Origin of the sequence: Thioalkalivibrio sp. (assembly GCF_007692535.1) — a bacterium.
Taxonomy (GTDB): Bacteria; Pseudomonadota; Gammaproteobacteria; order Ectothiorhodospirales; family Ectothiorhodospiraceae; genus Thioalkalivibrio.
Map to the genome: position 1 here is coordinate 1 of NZ_REBW01000098.1, position 17,207 is coordinate 17,207.

Consider the following 17,207-nt stretch of genomic DNA (forward strand, 5'->3'; position numbering starts at 1 on the left):
AAGTCGAACAATGGATCGAGACCGAGGTGGCGCGGCTGGAGGGGCGCCCTGTTCCAGTGGACAGCGAGCCGGAGAACCTCTAGGCGATTCAAATCACCACCGACCCGCATTGACTCGCATATGGAGTGCGGGAGCTTGCTCCCGCTGTCACGACGCCGGAACCGGCGCCAGGGCCCAAAGCGGCGGCAAGCCGCCGCACTCCAGAGGCGCTGCGCGCCGGAGGACCCCTATGGAGCGCGGGAGGGTGCTCCCGCTTTCAGGGCAACGGAATCCGCAGCAACACCCCAAGCGGCGGCACTTCCTCGCACTGCGGAAACCTACTTCTCGATCATCTCCCGAATCGCCCAGCCGGCGGCGGTCAGGCCGAACAGCGCCGGCAGGTAGGAGATGGTCCCGTTGATGGACCGGGCTCGACCCGGCACCGGCCCGTCGATCGGGCGATGCTCGGTGCCCTTGCGCGGCTCCTCCAGCGAGTACACCACCGGATAATCCAGGCTCGCGCCCAGGCGGCGCAGTCGCTTGCGCATCGCCCGCGCCAGCGGGCAGAGCTGGGTCTCGGCCAGCAGTCCGACCCGTACCAGTGTCGGGTCGATGCGCCCCCCCGCCCCCATGCTGGAGATCACCGGCTGATTCCCTCCCTGGCAAGCCGCCACGAGTGCCGCCTTGCAGGCGATGGAGTCGATGCAGTCGAGCACGTAGTCCGTGTCGGCCGGCACCAGTTGCGCCACGTTCTCAGGGCGCAGGAACTCGGCAAGGGGATGCACGTGGATCTCCGGATCGATGTCGGCGATGCGCTGTGCCATCACCTCCGCCTTCGGCCGGCCCACCGTGGAGCGCAGTGCCACCAGCTGCCGATTCACATTGGAGGGTGCGACCCGGTCATGGTCGAGCAGGGTGATGCGCCCGACGCCGGCCCGGGCGATCGCCTCCGCCGCATAACTGCCCACGCCGCCCACTCCCGCAATCACCACGTGCCGGCTGCGCAGGGTCGCCAGCGCCTCGGTACCCAACAAGAGCCCGGTGCGCTCGGAAAAGGGATCCAGAGCCAGGGTCATTCCGGGGAATTACCAGGCCGCCGGCTTTGGAGGCAAGCCGGCCTGCCGTTGGCTTGGGCAGCGTGAAAGTCACGGCCCAGTTCTGTAGGTCGGGTTAGCGTAGCGTAACCCGACGTGCCGGGGTGCCGGGGACGACGCTGTTTTGCGGCCATGGGTGGGTGCCAGACCCGTCGGGTTACGCCCCTTGGGCTAACCCGACCTACAGTTTGCTCCATAGGCGCTTGTGCTTTCATCCTTCGGGATTGCCGCGCGTCCGAGGGGATGAGCGTTACAGGCATGGATGCCGCAATCAAGCCTGCCGGGATGTGTTCACGGCGTCCCGTCAACGCAAGGCCGGCTTGCCCCCGGCCCCGCGCGTGTCGCGGCCGCAACCGAGGCTCCATCATGGCGTTGTGGTGGACAGGTGCAGGATCCGCCGCGCGTTGGCCGTGGTCTGCCGGGCCAGCTCTGCGACCGACACTCCGCGCAGTTCGGCCACACAGGCGGCGATCTCCGGCAGGAAGGACGGCTCGTTGCGTTCCCCACGGTGGCTCACCGAAGGCTGATCGGGCGCGTCGGTCTCCAGCACCAGCGCGTCATCGGGCAGGTCGGCCACCAATCGGCGCAGGCGGTTGGCCCGCGGATAGGTGGCGGGACCCCCGAAGCCGAGACAGAAACCCTGCTCCAGCGCCTGGTCCGCCTGCTGGCGGCTGCCGGAGAAGCTGTGGATGATCCCGGTCGACCCCGGCCGCTGGCGCAGCGCCTTCAGCACGTGATCCAGAGCGCGCCGCGCATGGATGATCACGGGCAGCCTGTGGTTCAGCGCAAGATCCAGCTGCGCGGTGAACAGCCGCCACTGCCGGTCCCAGGCTGCGCCGCTGGCGATGGTCTCGACATAGCCGTCGAGACCGATTTCACCCACTGCCACCGCAGGATGATCCGACAGCCAGGCGTCCAGCGCGCCGATATCGGCGTCGCCGTGGACGTCCAGGAAGACCGGGTGCAGACCGTAGGCAGGAAACAGGTCCTCGTGCCTTGCTGTCAGCTCGGCCAGACCTTCCCAGTGACCGCGGGTGATCGCCGGTACCACCTGCGCGACGACACCAGCAGAACGGGCACGTCCCAGCACGTCGTCGCGGTCCGGGGCGAACGCCTCGACATCGAGATGCGCGTGAGTGTCGATCAGTGATGTAGCCTTTGGCGGGGATTGCATCCGGTGATTCTAGTGTCCGAGCAGCGACTTCGAAAGCTGGGGGCCTGCTTGAACCGCGAGGGGATCGGTCCAATACTTGAAACAGACTCGACGAGGCACAGGGAGGTGACCGATGGGAGAGGCATTGCCGCGCACGATGATGGACCGCGACCAGTACCTGCGCTGGGAGGCCGAGCAGCCGGAGAAGCACGAGTATCTCGCGGGCGAGATCTTCGCGACGGTCGGTGTGCGCAGGGAACATGCGCTCGTTGCATTGGCGCTTGGGAGCCTGCTGCGCCAGCGGCTGAAGGGTTCGCCCTGCCAGGCCTTCGTGGCCGACATGAAGCTGCGCGTCGATGCAGCCGACGCCTTTTTCTACCCGGACGTGATGGTGACCTGCGACCCGCGCGACCGCAGTGCGGAGACCACAATCGCGCACCCCTGCCTGGTGATCGAGGTGCTGTCCGATTCGACCGCAGCCTTCGACCGCGGCCAGAAGTTCGCGGCCTATCGCCGGCTGGAGAGCCTGCGCGAATACCTGCTCGTGGACATCGAGGCCCGGCGGCTGGAACTGTACCGGCGGGAGAAGGCGCACTGGCTGTTGCTGGAGGCCCAGGCGGACGGCGCGCCGCTGCGACTCGAAAGCGTCGGCGTCGCGCTGAACCCCGGCGATGCCTTCGAGGACCTGGACCCGCCCCGACACGACTGACCCGCGCCGCTGCAGTGGCGGTCAGGGGCAGGGGTAGGTGTATCGGGCGTGAATGGCCTCGATGGCTTCGCAGAGCGAATCCGTAAGGTCAATCTCGATGCTGCCGATATTCTCGCTCAACTGGTCCAGGCGGGTGGCCCCGACCAGGTTACTGGTCACGAATGGCTGGCGGTTGATGAAGGCCAGGGCCATCTGGGCCGGCGTGAGCCCGTGTTCCCTGGCCAGGGCCGCGTAGGCCTCGGTTGCCGCGATCCCCTGCGGGTTGCTGTAGCGCGAGAAGCGCTCGAACAGAGACAGCCGCGCACCCTCCGGCTGCACTGCACCCAGGTACTTTCCGCTCAGCATGCCGAAAGCCAGCGGCGAATACGCCAGCAGCCCGACCTCCTCGCGAATGGCCATCTCGGCCAACCCGGATTCGAAGCTCCGATTCAGCAGGTTATAGGGATTCTGGATGCTGACCAGCCGCGGCGCGATGCCCTGCTCCGCCGCACGCAGCCATTGCATCAGACCCCAGGGCGTCTCGTTGGAGATCCCGATCGCCCGGACCCTGCCGTCGCGCACGAAATCCTCCAGCACCGCGGCGGTCTCGGCAATGTCCGTGGCGACCTCGTCCGGTTCGTGCTCGTACCCCAGCTTGCCGAAGAAATTCGTCGTCCGTGCCGGCCAGTGGACCTGATAGAGATCGACGTAATCGGTCTTCATCCGCTCCAGGCTGGCCTGCAGGGCCGCCTCCATCTGATCCCGGACCAGCTGTGGCCCGCCTCGCAGCCAGGGCATGGACTCCGCCGGACCGGCCACCTTGGTCGCAAGCACCACCCGATCCCGGCAGTCCCGGGCCTGCAGCCAGCGTCCGATGTAGGTCTCGGTCAAGCCCTGCGTCTCCGCCCGGGGCGGCACCGGATACATCTCCGCCGCATCGATGAAGTTCACGCCCTGCGCCAGGGCATAGTCGAGCTGCTCGAAAGCCTCGGCCTCGGTATTCTGCTCGCCCCAGGTCATGGTACCGAGCCCGATCAGGCTGACGTCGATGCCGGTGCGGCCAAGCGGACGGTACTTCATCGTTGGTGGACTCCCCGTCGTGTGCGGTCAGGTGAAGAGGGTCAGGACACCGGTGTAGCCATAGAGCCGGTTGGCGAAAATCTCGCCGTTCGCGAAGAAGCCGACCAGCGGTATGTCGCCCAGGGCGTCCTGCACGATCCCAAGCTCGGTGCCCTCATCGCCGAACTGGTTCCGGCCGCGACCGAGACAGCTGACATAGATTCCGCCACGAATGCCGCCCGGACACTGCGCGCGGATCTCGCCCAGCATGCGCTCCAGATCGTCCCGTGCGGCCTGGCCGTCACGGCGCACGAACAGGACGTGTTCCCCCTGCGTCAGCATCTCGCCAACGGCAAGCAGGTCGCGGTCCAGATCGAGACCGATGATATTGCGTACCCGGTAGTCCCCGGTATCCGAACCACTGATCGGGAGGCCGATGTGGATGTAGCCGAGGGCCCGGCGGAGGTCGCGCGCCAGCACCTCGCCGATGACATCCCGGAACACCGGCAGGGCCGGACGATCGTCGAGCTTGACGATGATGTTGCGCCAGGTCTCGGTCAGCCGATGCTGGCCCGGCAATGGCGAGCAACCCTGCGTGTGCCGCGCGGCCAGCGGCACGGTGTCGCGCAGCGCCAACCCGGACACTCCGCCCGCAACGACAGATCCCGCGAACTGCACCACCTCCCCCTGCCCGGAACTGACGCCGCCGGTGGTGAACCAGGCCGTCTCCTGGTCGATCCGGGTCAGCAGCTCCTCGAGGCCGGCGAAACCGGGATCCGCGTGGAGGATCAGCCGCCCCGGCTGCTCGGGCGACAGGAATCCCGCCAACTGCTCGATCAGTTCCTCGAAGGAACCGGCCGGACCCTTGATCAGGCGAAAGTTCTCCGGTTCCATGACGCCGACCATGGCTACCGCCGCCGGCGTCTCGTAGAACTCTTCACGGCCGCCGATCAGGGCCATCCCCGCGCAACCACTCCAATGTCGGACCCCGGTCGCGGCCTGCAGCTCCCGAAGCAGCTCTGCCCCGTGCCGGGCCATCGAGTCCGAAAGGTACAGCAGGCCGAACGTTGCGTCCGGGACGACTGCGCCCGCGTCCAGCGCCAGGGCATCGGCCAGGGCGTGGGCCAGCCTGCCGGGCTCACTGCCCTTGGCTGCGGCATAACGGAATGTATTTGAGGTCGTCATCCGGTCAGGTGCTCCAACATGCTCTGTGCCTCGTTGTCATTCAAGGAAATGCCCCTGGAGACATCGACACGGCCGGGTTCGCGGCCGAACCTGAGCCGGGCATGGTGCCGCTCCTCCAGTTCCTCCAGGAACCAGGCGATCTCCGACGGGTGCACCGCCCTGCCGCGCCGGTCGAGGTGCCGGACCAGCACGTCAGCCTCTCGGACCTGCAGGAAGAGCGGCTGCGGCAGATCCAGCGGCAGCACGTGTGTCTGAACCAGCCATTCGATCGGACTCGGCCGTTTCGCGGGAAGGGCACGGGCGTCGAGCCGGAAATGCCCGCCACCGCCAGGCTGCTTCAGAAGTTCCTCCAGCCAGTCCCCGGAAAAACCCCGGTGCACGATCACACTGCGCCCGGTGAAACGCTCTCGAAAGCGGTCCAGCTGCCGCGCTGGCCGGTGGGCCAAGAAACCGAACACGGTCCATCCTCCCGGGTTGTCTCCACCTGCATCGTAGCCGAGCGGGCACGGGGCGAAAAAAAGCCCCGCTCTCGCGGGGCTTGGAGCCCTGGTGGGCCATGCGCAGGCGACCGATCCAGCCAACTAGCCGCGACGGTCCAGGATGTCGTGGATGATGGGTGCGAGAACGATCTCCATCGCCAGGCCCATCTTGCCGCCGGGAACGACCAGTGTGTTCGGTCGCGACATGAACGAGTCGTGCAGCATGTTCAGCAGATAGGGAAAATCCACGCCGAAGCGCTTCGGATCGCTGAACCGGATCACCACCAGGCTCTCGTCCGCAGTGGGGATGTCGCGCGCGATGAAGGGGTTGGAGGTATCCACCGTCGGCACCCGCTGGAAGTTGATGTGGGTGCGGGAGAACTGCGGCGTGATGTATTTGACGTAATCGGGCATGCGCCGGAGGATGGTGTCGACGATGGCCTCCGCCGTATATCCGCGCTCCTCGTTGTCGCGGAAGATCTTCTGAATCCACTCCAGGTTCACGATCGGCACAACGCCGATGCCCAGGTCGACATGGCGCGAGACGTCGACGTCGCCATGCGCTGCCAGCCCGTGCAGACCCTCGTAGAACATCAGATCGGTATCGGGCTCGATATCCTCCCAGGGAGTGAATTCACCCGGGCCCAGGCTGGTCCCCATACGCTGGTTGTGGAACTCGGCCTCCTCGTCCGAATGCAGGTAGTAGCGCTTCTGTCCCTGCCCCGTCTCGCCATACGTCTGGAACAGCTCCTCGATGCGATCGAAGAGATTGGCCTCGGGGCCGAAGTGGGAGAAGGAGAAGTTGCCCTCCGCCTCGGCCGCCTGCATCGCCGCCTTCATCGCCTTACGGTCATAGCGGTGAAAGCTGTCGCCCTCGATCACGACCGGCTTGATGTGAGCCCGCTCGAAGATGTACTCAAAGGAGCGCTTTACCGTGGAAGTGCCGGCGCCAGAGGATCCGGTGACAGCAATGACGGGATGTTTCTGAGACATGGGGATTTCTCCTCGAAAAAGATGGGATGCGGCTAAGCATACCTAGAAAATGATGTTGAGCATGATCAGGGCAACGACCATGAACAGGATGGTCATGATACTGCCTGCCTTCAGATAGTCCTTCACGCGGTATCCGCCCGGACCCATGATCAGCGCATTCACCTGGTGCGTCGGGATCAGGAAGGAATTCGAGGTGGCAATGGCGACCGTCAGTGCGAATACCCGGGGATCGGCATCCATCCCGGCCAATTGCGCCGCCATTGCGAAATTGATGGACAGGGGCACCAACAGCACCGTCGCGCCGACATTGGACATCACCAGGGTGAAGAAGGTGGCCAGTGCGAAAATCGTGGCCTGCAGCACCCACGGCGGGACCTGCCCCAGGAAATCGAGGGTGTGCTGCGCGATCCAGGCGGCCGTCCCGGTGTTCTCCACCGCGGCGCCCAGCGGAATCAGGCTTGCGAGCAGAAAGACGGTCTTCCAGCTGACCGCGCGATAGGCATCGTCGATCTCGATCACGCCGGTCAGGATCATTCCCAGAGCGCCGGTCAGCAGCGCCACCGACAGCGGCAGGTCCGTGAACAGGATCATGCCGAGGGCGACGGCGAGGAAGAACAGCGCGTGCGGAACCTTGCTCGGCCGCAACTGTTCCCGCGGGTAGTCGCTGGTCACGATCACGAAGTCGCGGTCCCCCTCCAGACGCGCCAGTGATTCCCAGTCACAGTGCACGACCAGGGTATCGGTGGATCGCAGCGGCACATCGCGCAGACCCTCGCGGATCGGTTCCTCGCCGCGCTGCAGGCGCAGCACCGACAGACCGTAGGTGCGCCGCATCGCGACCTCGGTGACGGTCTTTCCGATCAGCCGCGAACCGGGCGCGATGACCAGTTCCGCGATACCGGACTTGGCCGGTGCCATCGCGTTCTGAAAAACCTTGAGATCGCGCCTGGGCCGGGCACCGGTGGCCTCCACGAAGCTGCCGAGGGCCTCCGGGGAGCCGAGTACGGCCAGGTAACTGCCGGCCTCGATCTCGTAACCGCTCCAAGGGCCGATGCGCAGGTCGTTGTTGATCGAGCTGCCAATGATCACGATCCCGTGTCTGGTCTCCACCTCGGCGACGGTGAGACCGACCAGGTTGCTGTCGTTGCCGACACGAACCTCCCGGGTCTCGTAGTGCAGGCCGTACACGCGCCGAAAGTAATCCGCCGTGCTCTCACCACTGCCGCCCGTTGTCACTGCCGACGGGAGCACATAGGGCCCCAGCACCACGAAATAGACGATGGCGCTGGCCAGCAGGGCCAGCCCGATCGGCGTCACGTCGAACAGGCTGAACGGCTCCATGCCCTCGGGCAGCAGGTCGTTCAGCAGGATCAGCGGGCTGGAACCGACCATGGTGATGGTGCCGCCGACGATCGCCGCAAAACCCATCGGCATCAGCAGGCGCGACAACGGGATGTTGAGACGGTTGGAGATCCGGCTCATCACCGGCATGAACAGCGCGGCAGCGCCGACGTTCTGCATGAAACTGGAGATGATGCCGACCGTGCCGGACACGGTGGGAATGATCCGCCTCTCGGTGGTGCCCCCGACCTGCATGATGAAGGCCGCGACCCGGTGCATCACGCCGGTGCGATCCAGACCTGCACCGATGATCATCACCGCGATGATGGAGATCACCGCGTTGGACGCGAACCCGGCGAACAGTTTGTCCGGGTCGGTGATACCGCCGAGCCCGGGTACCAGGCTCAGCAGCCCCAGCAGCACCATCACGGAGACCGCGGCGACATCGACGCGGACCACTTCCGACACGAACAGGAAAATGGTGAACGCGAGCAGGGCGAGCACCACGATCATGTCCGTGGTAAGTGTCAGATTCTCCATGAGCTTCCCAAGGGGCGGCGAGCAATCCCGGAAACCGGGGGGCGGCAGGCCCGACAAGTTCAACCCGCCACGGAAACGGGGAATTATTTCACCACCGGAGCGACGAAGCAAAAACGGTGCTCGATCGCACCGCGCCGCCGCATCCCGTCGTCGGATTGACGCGCAACGCGGATGCCGATTCCCGCGGCCTCAGGTATTCTCGTTACCCCGAGGGGAATCAGGAGTCGCGTGATGACGGAGCAGCTATCACCGGTAGGGCGTTTTCAGACCATTGTGCTTGCCACCGACGGTTCCGAGTACAGTGCGGCCGCCGAAGTGGCGGCTCTGGAAATGGCCAGGCGCTGCAATGCGCGCCTGCTGGTGACCCGGGTCGTCCTGACCAACCCCGAGTACGAGGCCCTCGTGCCCGACCGTGTGCAGCAGGCCGAGAAGGAGGCGCAGAAGTACATCGACAAACTGGCCGAAAAGGCCAAAGCGGAGGGCGTGCACGCCGAGACCGTCCTGCGCCAGGGCACCGATCCCTACCATGAGGTCGTCCGCGTCGCCAACGAGAAGCACGCCGACGTCATCGTCATCGGAAGGCGCACCCGCAGCGACCTGGCACGGCTGATGGTCGGCGACTCCACCGCCAAGGTGATCGGGCTGGCAACCTGCAGCGTGCTGGTCGTTCCGCGCGGCACCAGCATGCCTGAGAAGGGGCTCCTGGTCGCGACGGACGGCTCACGCCTGGGCGATGCCGCCGCGTACTCCGCGGTGCGCCTGGTTGCGAAGTGCTCGCTGCCACTGACCGTGATCACGGTGGTGGCGCCGGACAGCGGACCGGAGACGAAATCCGACTCTCAAGCGGTCGTCGATCGCGTGAAGACGGCCGCGACCAAGGAGCAGATCGAGATCGATGCCTTGCTCGAAGAAGGCCGGCGCCCGGACGAGATCATCATCGAGACCGCGAAACGCAAGGGTGCGGACATGATCGTCGTCGGCAGTCACGGGCGCACCGGCCTCGGTCGCCTGCTGATGGGCAGTGTCTCCGAGCGGGTGATCGGCAAGGCCACCTGCCCCGTGCTGGTGGTCAAGGCCTCGATGTAGCCCGGTAGAGGAAGTCGCTGACCCGGTGCCCGAGGTGCTCGGCCCGGCGCTCGAAGCGGGTCGCGGGGCGCTGCGAAGGCCGTTGCTCGAGCGGTTGCGGGCCGTCGGGTGCGAACAGGTCAGCGACGTCTGCCATCACCGACCCTATGTGCGCGGCATAGTCGTCCCAGTCGGTCGCCAGATGCAGCAAACCCCCTGGGCGCAGCCGCGATGCGATCATGCGCACGAAGGCCGGCTGGATCAGGCGCCGCTTGTGATGCCTTTTCTTGTGCCAGGGATCCGGAAAGAAGACCTGCACCGCATCCAGGCTGGCGGGTGGGATGCGCCGTTCCAGCACCTCCACCGCATCCTCGTTGAAGATGCGGACGTTGGTCAGGCCGCGCCGCTGGATCTCCACCAGCAGATGCCCGACACCCGGCCGGTGGACCTCGATGCCGACGAAATCACGTTCCGGCTGATGCTCCGCCTGCGCGGCCAGGCTCTCGCCGTTGCCGAAGCCGATCTCCAGCGTGATCGGCGCGACCCGTCCGAAGACCGCTGCGGCATCGATCAGGCCACCTTGGGCCGCGATCCCGTAACGCGGCCAAAGGCTCTCGAGCGCGTGTCGCTGGCCGGTCGTCAGGCGACCCTCGCGGCGCACGAAGCTGCGCACCCGCCGGTTGTGCGTCACGGGATGCTCCGACGCAGGACCGGTCATCGTTTCAGGTGAAAAAATAGCCGGTTTCGGGCGAGGACGCGCTGGCATGGGGCTTCGGCGCCATCCGTCCCGCCCGAAACGCCTCGCGCCCGGCAATGATCGCGTGGCGCATCGCGCTGGCCATCAGCACCGGATCGCGCGCGGCGGCGATCGCGGTGTTCATCAGCACGCCGTCGCAGCCAAGCTCCATCGCAATCGCGGCGTCCGAGGCAGTCCCCACGCCTGCATCGACCAGAACGGGTACCCGCGCATTCTCGACGATCTCGCGGATGTTGTAGCGATTCTGGATCCCCAGACCCGAGCCGATCGGCGCCGCCAGCGGCATCACCGCCCTGCAGCCGATCTCCTCCAGGCGTCGGGCCAGCAGCGGATCGTCGGTCGTGTAGACCATCACCTCGAAACCGTCGGCCACCAGGGTCTCGGCCGCAGTGACGGTCTGGAAGACATCGGGGTACAGGGTCTTCGGGTCACCCAGGACCTCGAGCTTGACCAGGTTGTGGCCGTCGAGCAGTTCGCGCGCGAGGCGACAGGTGCGGATGGCCTCCTCGGCGGTATAGCAGCCCGCGGTATTGGGCAACAGCGTGTAGCGGTCGGGCGGAATCACGTCCAGCAGATTCGGCTCGCCCGGATTCTGGCCGATGTTGGTCCGCCGGATCGCGACGGTGACGATCTCGGCGCCACTGGCCTCGATGGCCATCCGGGTCTCTTCCAGATCCCGGTACTTGCCGGTGCCGACCAGCAGGCGGGAAGAAAAGGAACGGTCGCCGATCCGGAAGGTGTCGGCTGCATCGGTTACATCAACAGGGCTCATGCGGATCCTTGCCGTGATGGAGTGGGTTCAGCCGCCCCCGATGGCCTGCACGATCTCGACGCGATCCCCGGGCGACAACCGGAAACTGGCATGCTCGCTGCGCGGCACGAGTTCCTCGTTGACCTCGATGGCCAGCCGCCGCCCGCCCAGATCCAACGCCGATACCAGATGACCGAGCGTGAGCTCGCCGTCTCCGTCGGGCGCCTCCAGGGCATAGGGTTCGCCATTCAGCTGTATCTGCATGGATCACCGGGATCGCGCATTGAGTGCAGGGCACCGAGCGCATACAATCTGCACCCAGCGCGGGTGTAGTTCAATGGTAGAACGGGAGCTTCCCAAGCTCTTAATGTGGGTTCGATTCCCATCACCCGCTCCATTCCTTCCTCTGCGCTGGTCACCCCTGGATTCTACCACTGGCGGCCGTGCCCCGCGATTGGCTGCCGAGAGCCCCTGGCGCACGAACAGAAATACGAACTAGACTTTGTCTAAACCCCTGCTATACTCATTTGGAAATGAGCGCCACACTACAAAATCGCGACCGGCTGACGCGGGAACAGGCGCAGGGCCTGCTCGATCGCCATGGCATCGCGCCGACCGAGCAGCGCCTCGAGATCACGCGGCTACTCTTCGCTCGCCACCAGCACCTCAGTGCCGAGCAGATCCTGGCACAACTGAGCATGCAGGCCAGCCAGGTTTCCAAGGCCACGGTGTACAACACCCTGAAGCTATTTGCCGAGACCGGGCTCGTGCGCGAGGTCATCATCGACTCCGCGAAGCGGTTCTACGATTCGAACCCGAACCCGCATCACCACCTGTTCCACACCGACTCGGGCAGGCTCGAGGACGTGGCGCCGGCCCGAGTGGAGATCACCGACCTGCCCGGCCTCTCGCCGGCGATGGAAGTGGTCGGCGTGGACGTGGTGATCCGCGTCGCTCCCCGGAAGGCGCAATAGCCCCTGACGTTGTTGCCGGGCGCCCCGCTCGGCTATCATGCGCCCCACGCCGACGTAGCTCAGCTGGTAGAGCAGCCGATTCGTAATCGGCAGGTCCGCAGTTCGATTCTGCGCGTCGGCACCAGACCCTTGGTCGGGCGGCAACGTCTCCGATCACGACCGGGCGCAGCGCACTTCGCATCCGCTTGGTACCGAAAGAATCGCCAGGGGCGATGCTGAACAGCCGCAGGCTGACCCGAAGGGCGCAGCGCAGCATGCCCGGAACCACCGACGTGCGCCGTACCGTCCCGGTACGGCGTCTTCCGTTCGTAGCGGACATCTCCATTCGGGGTGAACGACAGCCGCTTTTCCGAGAGCGCCGGATTGCTCTGCGCAAAGCCGCGGCTGAAATATCCGGTCTCAGATCGCGAAGCGCAGCACTGCGGCGAGCTCTGCCCCCTGTGGGATGTCGGTGCTGCGAACGGCCAATACGTTACCGCCCGTGGCCAGGACACGGCCGGCAATCTCGTCAATGACGCCGTAGCTGGCTGCGCTGGCGTCGTCGTGGAAAGTGATCTCGCCGGTTTCTTCATCCACCGTACCGTGCACCACCGCATCCATATCCACCAGCAGCGTATCCACGGCGCCGAAAGTGGCGGCGCGGGCTATGCGCGTGACCTGGGTGGTGGCGCGGCCTTCGTTCTCGCGCGCCGAATACAGCCCGGCAAACTCGGCGATGGTCTCGGCGTTGAGCTTGTCCATGATCTCGCGTGCCCGCACCCCAAGCTCGTGTGCCGGAATGCGCACAGGGCTGGTCTCGATCGCGTACCCGGCCAGATGCGGATAACTGTTGATCGAGCGGTACATGGACAACAGCGGGTCCGTTGCTGCCAGGATCAAGGGCTCAGAGCGCCCGGACAGAAGCCCACGCAGGGCCGCATCGACCTTGCGGCAATATTGGCGCAGATGGTGCTTCTGCCCTTCGCTACCACCCTGCCGGCCCGAGTAGCTGCGCGTGTTCACGGTCGCAGTGCCTGCCACCGAGGCAGCATCCTTCGGCAGGTCCGGCACGCGAAGTTCCTGCGCGGGCTGGTCGCCCAGAAGCTCGACCACGCGCACCTCATTCTCGGCCAGCGCAAGAATGAAGGCATGCTGTGGCATCGAGACTGCACGCAGAAGCGGCTTCAGATGGAAGCGGTCGGCGACCTGAACCATCTCGGTCAGTTGGTTTGGCAGGCGATAGGTGCGCAGAGTATCCCCGGTGACGAAGATCGCCAGGCTGTCGGCCTGAAGGCGCCAGAACTCGTTGTCATCCATCAAATCATTCAACTGCTCTTCAATAGGCCAGATGCTGCGCTTGGCCCGGCCGGCTTTCTCCAGCTGCGCAACAGCATCATTGCTCAGCTGCTTCAACCGGGTGCGCGCTGCGTCGATATGCTGGGTCTCAGGGGTGGTATCCAGATAGATGCTGACAAGCGCCTCGCCGCGCTCGGCGACAAGCTGGCTCAGTTCGGATGCGGTAGGGATATCGACGTAAAGCATGAACAAACTACTCCTTATAAAACAGTTTGCAGGGCAACAGCGTGGGATGGGTCTGCACGTGCAAAGACCGCAGAGAGCCGGCTCGGGCAGTTCAAGGGTTTTTTGGCGTTGCGGGGCTGTCACAGGGGCGAGGCGGTTGCAGCGCCCATATACCCTTCCAAAGGTGGGGAGCATAAACACTCTCTTCCCCCTGGTCCAACCGTTCATTCATGGCTGACGCGCTGACGAAAGGCGATGCGCCCTTCCACGGTCGGCGAAATCCTGGCTCATGGAGTCCTCCCTGGCGCCACTTCCCGGTCCATCCCCGCCGTCAGGCTGGACGAAACCGCGCCGTGCCCTAGCGCTGATCGGCCTATGTGTCCCAACGCACAGACGCCCACTGAGCGGACAGCTAGCCTCTTGAGTGGCCTCGAAAAAAGGGGTCGATCTCTGTATGGATCCGCGGTTGTCTCTTGTCTGCCTGATGAAAGCGGATCTTTCGCGGTTTGGTGGTCACATTTTACGGGAATCAGCATGCCCACACTGAATGTTCGCGACGACTCCGAAAAGGGGGATTTCATCGCCGAAGTGCGGCGCAAGAAAGCCTTGCTTAAAACGGGCGCTTTGCAGAACGCGATCCTCACCAGCGCCAATTTCTCGATTATCGCCACCGACGAGAAAGGCGTGATCCAGTTATTCAATCCCGGCGCCGAACGCATGCTTGGCTACGCCGCCGCCGAAGTCGTCAATAAGATCAATCCCAGCGACATCCATGATCCGCAGGAAGTGGCGGCACGCGCCCGGGCATTGAGCCTTGAGCTCGCCACCCCGATTACACCCGGCTTCGATGCATTGGCTTTCAAGGCGTCGCGTGGTATCGAGGACGCCTATGAATTGACCTTTATCCGCAAGGACGGCGGCCGGTTCCCGGCCATCGTGTCGATCACCGCTTTGCGCGATGACTACGAGGATATCATCGGCTACCTGCTGATCGGCACCGACAATTCCGTGCGCAAGCAGGTCGAAACGGAACTGCACAAGGCCATGGCTGTTGCCGAAAAAGCCAATCTCGCGAAATCGGATTTCCTGTCCAGCATGAGTCATGAACTGCGAACGCCCCTCAATGCCATTCTCGGTTTTGCCCAACTCATGGAATCCGGTTCGCCCCTGCCGACGCCCTCGCAGCAACGCAGCATCGGGCAGATTCTGAAAGCAGGCTGGTATCTGCTGGACCTGATCAACGAGGTCCTCGATCTTGCGCTGATCGAGTCCGGCACGTTATCGGTTTCGCCGGAATCGGTGTCATTAGCTGAGGTAATGCACGAATGCGAGACCATGATCGAAGCGCAGGCTTTGAAACGCGGCATCCACGTGAGCTTTCCCGAGTTCGACACCGCGTACCTTGTCAAAGTCGACCGGACGCGGTTGAAGCAGGCTCTCATCAACCTTCTGACCAATGCGATCAAATACAACTGCGTCGCCGGAACGGTTGTCGTAACCTGCATCGTGGACACTCCCGGACGCATCCGCATTTGTGTTGAGGACAGCGGTGAAGGCTTGTCCGGGGAAAAACTTGCCCAGCTTTTCCAGCCGTTCAATCGGCTCGGGCAGGAGATGGGCGGCCCGGAGGGCACGGGCATCGGCCTGGTCACGGCAAAGCGACTGGTCGAACTCATGGACGGTAAAATTGGCGTGGAAAGCACGGTCGGAAAGGGCAGTGTGTTCTGGATCGAACTCAATCTGACGAATGAACGACAGCACGTGATCGACACGGCCGAATCCGGAACGATCACTCCGGTGCAATCACAGGACGGCGGGCAATTGCGCACCGTGCTTTATGTCGAGGACAACCCGGCTAATCTGATGCTGGTCGAGGATCTGGTCGCGCGCCATTCCGATATCCATCTGCTGAGCGCCACTGACGGCAACAAGGGAATCGAGATTGCGCGCGCCTCTCTGCCGGACATGATCTTGATGGACATCAATCTGCCCGGCATCAGCGGTATCCAGGCGCTGAAAATCCTGCGCGAGGATACCGCCACAGCGCACATTCCCGTGGTCGCACTCAGCGGCAATGCATTACCCCGTGATATCAAGAAAGGCCTGGAAGCAGGATTCTTTCATTATCTTACCAAACCGATCAACGTCAATGAATTCATGAAGACTCTGGATGCGACTCTGAAATTTGCGAAAACGGTACAGGGTCGCCCACCCCCCCCGTAAGACGGACAGAAAAAGTATGATACTCAGCCCCGAAGATATTCTGAACGCCCGTATTTTGATTGTTGACGATCAGGAAGCCAATGTGCAACTGATTGGACAATTGCTGGGCGAGGCCGGTTACACGCGCGTTACCTCAACGATGACGTCACAGGACGTCTGCGCGCTGCACCGCAAGAATCATTATGATCTGATTCTGCTCGACCTGCAGATGCCCGGTATGGATGGATTTCAGGTGATGGCAGGCCTCAAGACAGATGATGCGGACAGTTACCTTCCGGTCATTGTGCTTACCGCCCAGCCGGGCCACAAACTGCATGCACTGCAGGCCGGCGCCAAGGATTTCATCAGCAAACCCCTGGATCTTGTTGAGGTCAAGACACGCATCCATAACATGCTTGAAGTGCGGTTGTTGTACAAAAAGCTTGAGGATTACAGCCAGGATCTGGAGCGAACGATGCTGGAACGAACCGCCGAACTGCGCGAAAGCGAGGCGCGCTTTCGCAGCCTGACCGAACTGGCGTCCGACTGGTACTGGGAACAGGACGAGAACGGGAATTTCACCAGGGTTTCCGGCCCGGTCCTGGAGATGCTCGGAATCCAGGTCGACAGTCTGGCGGAAGATGTGAAGGATACCGCTGTGACAGGCTGGAATGAGGCAGAGCGGGAGCAATTGCGTGCAGCCATAGCGGCACGCCAGCCCTTTCTGGATTTCCCTTTCAGCCGTGTTGATACCGATGGCTCGCAAAGGCAGTACCGAGTGAGTGGGCAGCCGATGTTCGATCCGTCCTGCCGCTTCGTGGGTTACCGCGGAATCGGCGTGGAAGTCACCGTAAGACAATAGGACGGATGGAACTTTCTGGACCAGGTGACGGACGGCATGATGTCCTCCTGACGAACTGCCAATCGATCGGTAGTTGGTAAAATATCGCCTGATGATCACGAAATCCCCCGCAGGCTAGGAAAATCGCATTGGCCGCAGCGAAACCGCCAAACTCTTCGCCTGCAAGGCAGGCTCCTACCAGGGCAAGAACCCGTGGGAGCGTGCCTCGCACGCGAATCGGCGTTGGGGGCGGCCCCATCCCAGCCGCGCCTGCGGCGCGTTCGCGAGCAGGCTCGCTCCCACAAGGGCCAGCTTCGCCGCATCCCAGCCGCGCCTGCGGCGCGTTCGCGAGCAGGCTCGCTCCCACAAGGGGCCAGAATTCGTGTAACCCTGGCGGTCAAGCCCTGACGCCGGGGTTTATTCGAGAGTGACTCGACGTGCCGGCGTACCGGGACGACGCTGCTTTGCGCCCATGAGTGGCTGCGAGATCCCTCCGATGACGCCCTTTGGGGCAACCCGACCGAACGTGCGCTAGCGCACCGACCCCGCGACCGGCAACGGCGAGACTGCTGGAAAGCCAGGTGCTGCCGAGCATCGGTGATGCCC

The 17,207-nt window shown here is 64.0% G+C and carries 16 protein-coding genes and 2 tRNA genes; 7 read left to right on the plus strand and 11 right to left on the minus strand.

The genetic code is table 11. From position 1 onward, the window contains the following. Positions 1 to 317: 317 nt before the first annotated feature. Complete coding sequence (locus EA346_RS04125) at positions 318 to 1,055, minus strand: tRNA threonylcarbamoyladenosine dehydratase (protein ID WP_296756017.1); 738 nt, start codon at positions 1,053 to 1,055, stop codon at positions 318 to 320. 382 nt (positions 1,056 to 1,437) lie between these two features. Next, positions 1,438 to 2,247, minus strand: a complete 810-nt coding sequence (locus tag EA346_RS04130) for a TatD family hydrolase (RefSeq protein ID WP_296756019.1) — start codon at positions 2,245 to 2,247, stop codon at positions 1,438 to 1,440. A gap of 112 nt (positions 2,248 to 2,359) precedes the next feature. Between EA346_RS04130 and EA346_RS04135 the strand changes: the two genes are divergently transcribed. Beyond that, a complete protein-coding gene (locus tag EA346_RS04135; RefSeq protein WP_296756022.1) occupies positions 2,360 to 2,935 on the plus strand; it encodes a Uma2 family endonuclease in 576 nt (191 codons plus the stop codon). 21 nt (positions 2,936 to 2,956) lie between these two features. Here EA346_RS04135 and EA346_RS04140 read toward each other — a convergent pair whose 3' ends face one another. From EA346_RS04140 to EA346_RS04160, 5 genes are all read right to left on the minus strand, one after another. Next, the gene (locus EA346_RS04140; protein WP_296756024.1) at positions 2,957 to 3,994 is read right to left on the minus strand and encodes an NADP(H)-dependent aldo-keto reductase; all 1,038 of its coding nucleotides are present in this window, start codon (positions 3,992 to 3,994) and stop codon (positions 2,957 to 2,959) included. Positions 3,995 to 4,021: 27 nt separating this feature from the next. Beyond that, positions 4,022 to 5,158: an FIST C-terminal domain-containing protein gene (locus tag EA346_RS04145; protein WP_296756029.1), complete on the minus strand. Its 1,137-nt coding sequence runs from the start codon at positions 5,156 to 5,158 to the stop codon at positions 4,022 to 4,024. Further along, positions 5,155 to 5,616, minus strand: a complete 462-nt coding sequence (locus tag EA346_RS04150; RefSeq protein ID WP_296756033.1) for a hypothetical protein — start codon at positions 5,614 to 5,616, stop codon at positions 5,155 to 5,157. The genes EA346_RS04145 and EA346_RS04150 overlap by 4 nt, the downstream gene beginning before the upstream one ends. A gap of 123 nt (positions 5,617 to 5,739) precedes the next feature. Beyond that, on the minus strand, positions 5,740 to 6,630 hold the full coding sequence (locus EA346_RS04155) for a phosphoribulokinase (RefSeq protein ID WP_296756035.1): 891 nt from the start codon (positions 6,628 to 6,630) through the stop codon (positions 5,740 to 5,742). Positions 6,631 to 6,672: 42 nt separating this feature from the next. Continuing rightward, positions 6,673 to 8,511, minus strand: a complete 1,839-nt coding sequence (locus tag EA346_RS04160) for an SLC13 family permease (protein ID WP_296756038.1) — start codon at positions 8,509 to 8,511, stop codon at positions 6,673 to 6,675. Between the two features lie 231 nt (positions 8,512 to 8,742). On the opposite strand from EA346_RS04160, the gene EA346_RS04165 reads away from it, so the two are divergent. Next, the gene (locus EA346_RS04165; RefSeq protein ID WP_296756041.1) at positions 8,743 to 9,597 is read left to right on the plus strand and encodes a universal stress protein; all 855 of its coding nucleotides are present in this window, start codon (positions 8,743 to 8,745) and stop codon (positions 9,595 to 9,597) included. Here the strand turns inward: EA346_RS04165 and trmB are convergent. From trmB to thiS, 3 genes are read right to left on the minus strand one after another with little or no spacing between them, the layout of a single operon-like run. Further along, a complete protein-coding gene (gene trmB, locus EA346_RS04170; protein ID WP_296756043.1) occupies positions 9,581 to 10,294 on the minus strand; it encodes a tRNA (guanosine(46)-N7)-methyltransferase TrmB in 714 nt (237 codons plus the stop codon). The two genes, EA346_RS04165 and trmB, sit on opposite strands and share 17 nt — an antisense overlap. Before the next feature lie 4 nt (positions 10,295 to 10,298). Continuing rightward, on the minus strand, positions 10,299 to 11,105 hold the full coding sequence (locus EA346_RS04175; RefSeq protein ID WP_296756046.1) for a thiazole synthase: 807 nt from the start codon (positions 11,103 to 11,105) through the stop codon (positions 10,299 to 10,301). Between the two features lie 27 nt (positions 11,106 to 11,132). Beyond that, a complete protein-coding gene (gene thiS / locus EA346_RS04180) occupies positions 11,133 to 11,348 on the minus strand; it encodes a sulfur carrier protein ThiS (RefSeq protein WP_296756049.1) in 216 nt (71 codons plus the stop codon). Positions 11,349 to 11,407: 59 nt separating this feature from the next. On the opposite strand from thiS, the gene EA346_RS04185 reads away from it, so the two are divergent. The 3 genes from EA346_RS04185 to EA346_RS04195 all read left to right on the plus strand — a co-directional run bounded on the left by EA346_RS04185 (position 11,408) and on the right by EA346_RS04195 (position 12,182). Beyond that, positions 11,408 to 11,481, plus strand: a tRNA-Gly gene (locus tag EA346_RS04185). Positions 11,482 to 11,617: 136 nt separating this feature from the next. After that, entirely contained in the window at positions 11,618 to 12,058 is a 441-nt protein-coding gene (locus EA346_RS04190) for a transcriptional repressor (RefSeq protein WP_296756051.1), read from the plus strand. A gap of 48 nt (positions 12,059 to 12,106) precedes the next feature. After that, positions 12,107 to 12,182, plus strand: a tRNA-Thr gene (locus EA346_RS04195). A 275-nt stretch (positions 12,183 to 12,457) separates the two neighbouring features. Here EA346_RS04195 and EA346_RS04200 read toward each other — a convergent pair. Then, positions 12,458 to 13,579: a hypothetical protein gene (locus tag EA346_RS04200; RefSeq protein ID WP_296756052.1), complete on the minus strand. Its 1,122-nt coding sequence runs from the start codon at positions 13,577 to 13,579 to the stop codon at positions 12,458 to 12,460. Between the two features lie 513 nt (positions 13,580 to 14,092). Between EA346_RS04200 and EA346_RS04205 the strand changes: the two genes are divergently transcribed. Together EA346_RS04205 and EA346_RS04210 are read left to right on the plus strand one after the other, a co-directional pair. Continuing rightward, entirely contained in the window at positions 14,093 to 15,781 is a 1,689-nt protein-coding gene (locus EA346_RS04205; protein ID WP_296756053.1) for an ATP-binding protein, read from the plus strand. Positions 15,782 to 15,797: 16 nt separating this feature from the next. Beyond that, positions 15,798 to 16,622 (plus strand): response regulator, encoded by an 825-nt coding sequence (locus EA346_RS04210; RefSeq protein WP_296756054.1) that lies wholly within the window; start codon positions 15,798 to 15,800, stop codon positions 16,620 to 16,622. Positions 16,623 to 17,207: the final 585 nt, after the last annotated feature.

Excerpts from the sequence above, each read along its gene's own strand:
- EA346_RS04160 (WP_296756038.1), bottom strand. The coding sequence starts at position 8,511 with ATGGAGAATCTGACACTTACCACGGACATGATCGTGGTGCTCGCCCTG.
- EA346_RS04210 (WP_296756054.1), top strand. The coding sequence starts at position 15,798 with ATGATACTCAGCCCCGAAGATATTCTGAACGCCCGTATTTTGATTGTT.
- trmB (WP_296756043.1), bottom strand. The coding sequence starts at position 10,294 with ATGACCGGTCCTGCGTCGGAGCATCCCGTGACGCACAACCGGCGGGTG.
- EA346_RS04135 (WP_296756022.1), top strand. The coding sequence starts at position 2,360 with ATGGGAGAGGCATTGCCGCGCACGATGATGGACCGCGACCAGTACCTG.
- thiS (WP_296756049.1), bottom strand. The coding sequence starts at position 11,348 with ATGCAGATACAGCTGAATGGCGAACCCTATGCCCTGGAGGCGCCCGAC.
- EA346_RS04175 (WP_296756046.1), bottom strand. The coding sequence starts at position 11,105 with ATGAGCCCTGTTGATGTAACCGATGCAGCCGACACCTTCCGGATCGGC.
- EA346_RS04205 (WP_296756053.1), top strand. The coding sequence starts at position 14,093 with ATGCCCACACTGAATGTTCGCGACGACTCCGAAAAGGGGGATTTCATC.
- EA346_RS04145 (WP_296756029.1), bottom strand. The coding sequence starts at position 5,158 with ATGACGACCTCAAATACATTCCGTTATGCCGCAGCCAAGGGCAGTGAG.
- EA346_RS04190 (WP_296756051.1), top strand. The coding sequence starts at position 11,618 with ATGAGCGCCACACTACAAAATCGCGACCGGCTGACGCGGGAACAGGCG.
- EA346_RS04200 (WP_296756052.1), bottom strand. The coding sequence starts at position 13,579 with ATGCTTTACGTCGATATCCCTACCGCATCCGAACTGAGCCAGCTTGTC.
- EA346_RS04140 (WP_296756024.1), bottom strand. The coding sequence starts at position 3,994 with ATGAAGTACCGTCCGCTTGGCCGCACCGGCATCGACGTCAGCCTGATC.
- EA346_RS04165 (WP_296756041.1), top strand. The coding sequence starts at position 8,743 with ATGACGGAGCAGCTATCACCGGTAGGGCGTTTTCAGACCATTGTGCTT.
- EA346_RS04155 (WP_296756035.1), bottom strand. The coding sequence starts at position 6,630 with ATGTCTCAGAAACATCCCGTCATTGCTGTCACCGGATCCTCTGGCGCC.
- EA346_RS04130 (WP_296756019.1), bottom strand. The coding sequence starts at position 2,247 with ATGCAATCCCCGCCAAAGGCTACATCACTGATCGACACTCACGCGCAT.
- EA346_RS04125 (WP_296756017.1), bottom strand. The coding sequence starts at position 1,055 with ATGACCCTGGCTCTGGATCCCTTTTCCGAGCGCACCGGGCTCTTGTTG.